The organism is Amycolatopsis sp. NPDC047767 (genome assembly GCF_040704195.1).
Classification (GTDB): Bacteria; Actinomycetota; Actinomycetes; order Mycobacteriales; family Pseudonocardiaceae; genus Amycolatopsis.
In genome coordinates this window covers 344,805-346,107 of the sequence record NZ_JBEYSJ010000007.1, presented here as the reverse complement: position 1 = coordinate 346,107, position 1,303 = coordinate 344,805, and the positions used below count along the sequence as shown (strand labels likewise).

General features: G+C 66.8%; 3 protein-coding genes. All 3 read left to right on the top strand.

The genetic code is table 11. The features are described 5' to 3' along the window. A partial coding sequence (locus tag AB0878_RS16385) for a hypothetical protein (protein ID WP_366580522.1) occupies positions 1-255 on the top strand: 255 nt, incomplete at its 5' end. Positions 256-261: 6 nt separating this feature from the next. After that, positions 262-870 carry a hypothetical protein gene (locus AB0878_RS16380; RefSeq protein WP_366580520.1) on the top strand — a complete coding sequence of 203 codons (609 nt, stop codon included), beginning with the start codon at positions 262-264 and terminating at the stop codon, positions 868-870. Between the two features lie 42 nt (positions 871-912). Further along, positions 913-1,303, top strand: a 391-nt coding sequence (locus tag AB0878_RS16375) for a hypothetical protein (protein WP_366580519.1), incomplete at its 3' end; no start/stop codon positions are given.

Below are 1,303 nucleotides of genomic sequence, written 5' to 3'. Positions count from 1 at the left end.
TTCTGGCTGGCGTTCGTGTTCTGGCTGGCGTTCGTGTTCTGGCTGGCGTTCGTGTTCTGGCTGGCGTTCGTGTTCTGGCTGGCGTTCGTGTTCTGGCTGGCGTTCGTGTTCTGGCTGGCGTTCGTGTTCTGGTTGGCGTTCGTGTTGGTGCTGCTGCCGGTGTTGGTGTCGACGTTGGTCTTGGTGTCGACGTTGGTGCTGCTGGCCGTGTCGGTGTTGGCGGTGGTCTCGACGCCGGTGTCGGTCTCGGCGTAGGTGTCGGTGTTCACCTCGGTGTTCGTGTCCGGGGCCACGGACTGGTTCGAACCCGAGTTCGTTGCCGGGGCTGAGTTCGGCGCAGTGGTGATCTTCGCACCGGTGTCCTGGCTGCTGTTCGTCTCTGGCGCCGGCGTCGGCTCGGTCTTGATCGATTCGCTGGGTGCGGGCGTCGGCGTCGTGTCGATCTTCGGAGCCGGAGCCGGAGCCGGAGCGGGGTCCGAGTTCGTCGAGTTTTCCGAGTTCGGGCCCGATTTCGCCGACGAATCGCCCTTCGCCCCACCTGTCGACACCGAACTCCGCGACGGCGAGATGTTCGTCCCGGTTGGCGACGTCGTCGAGGTGTTCGCCGCCGTCGGTGGGACGTTCGCCGGTGTCGGCGTGGCGTTCGTCCGGGTTGGAGCGGGGCTGAGGCTCGGCCCATCGACGCTCGTCTGGTGGTTCGAGGGGGAGGCCGCGCCGGTCTGGTCGGGACCCGAGGTCGAATGGACCCCACTCACACTCCCCGCAACCGGCGGCGGGACCGACTTCGTCGAGCTCGGGTCGGCGGTTGTGGCGGGCCCGGCCTTGGTGTTGGTGTTCGCGGCGGTGTTGCTGGTGGTGTTGGTGTTCTGATTGCTACCAGTGGTGGAATTCGAACCGGTATGAGTGCCCGCGTTGGAGTTCGTGTTCGAATTCGCACCCGTGTTGATGCCGGTGCCGGAGCCCGAGTTCGGGGTGGCGTTGAGCCCCGTGCCGAAGTTTGTGTTCGGGCCGGTGGTCGCATTCGGGCTGCTCAGAGGGCCACTGCTCGAGTTCGCAGTGGGGCCCGCGGTCGTGTTCGGGCCGGTGTTAGGTCCAGTGGTGGTGTCTGAGGCGGAATTGGTGTTTGTGTTCTGGTTGCCACCGAAGCCGGGGAGCCCACCTTCGTTCTGGGAGCTCGTCGCGGGCGGTGGCGTCGCCGAGTGTTCACCGCCCGCGACGGGCGGTGGCGTCGCCGAGGTGCCCGTGCCCGAGTTCGCGCTACCCGGAACCGACGGCGGCGGCGTGGCCGTCGCGGTTGTGCCAT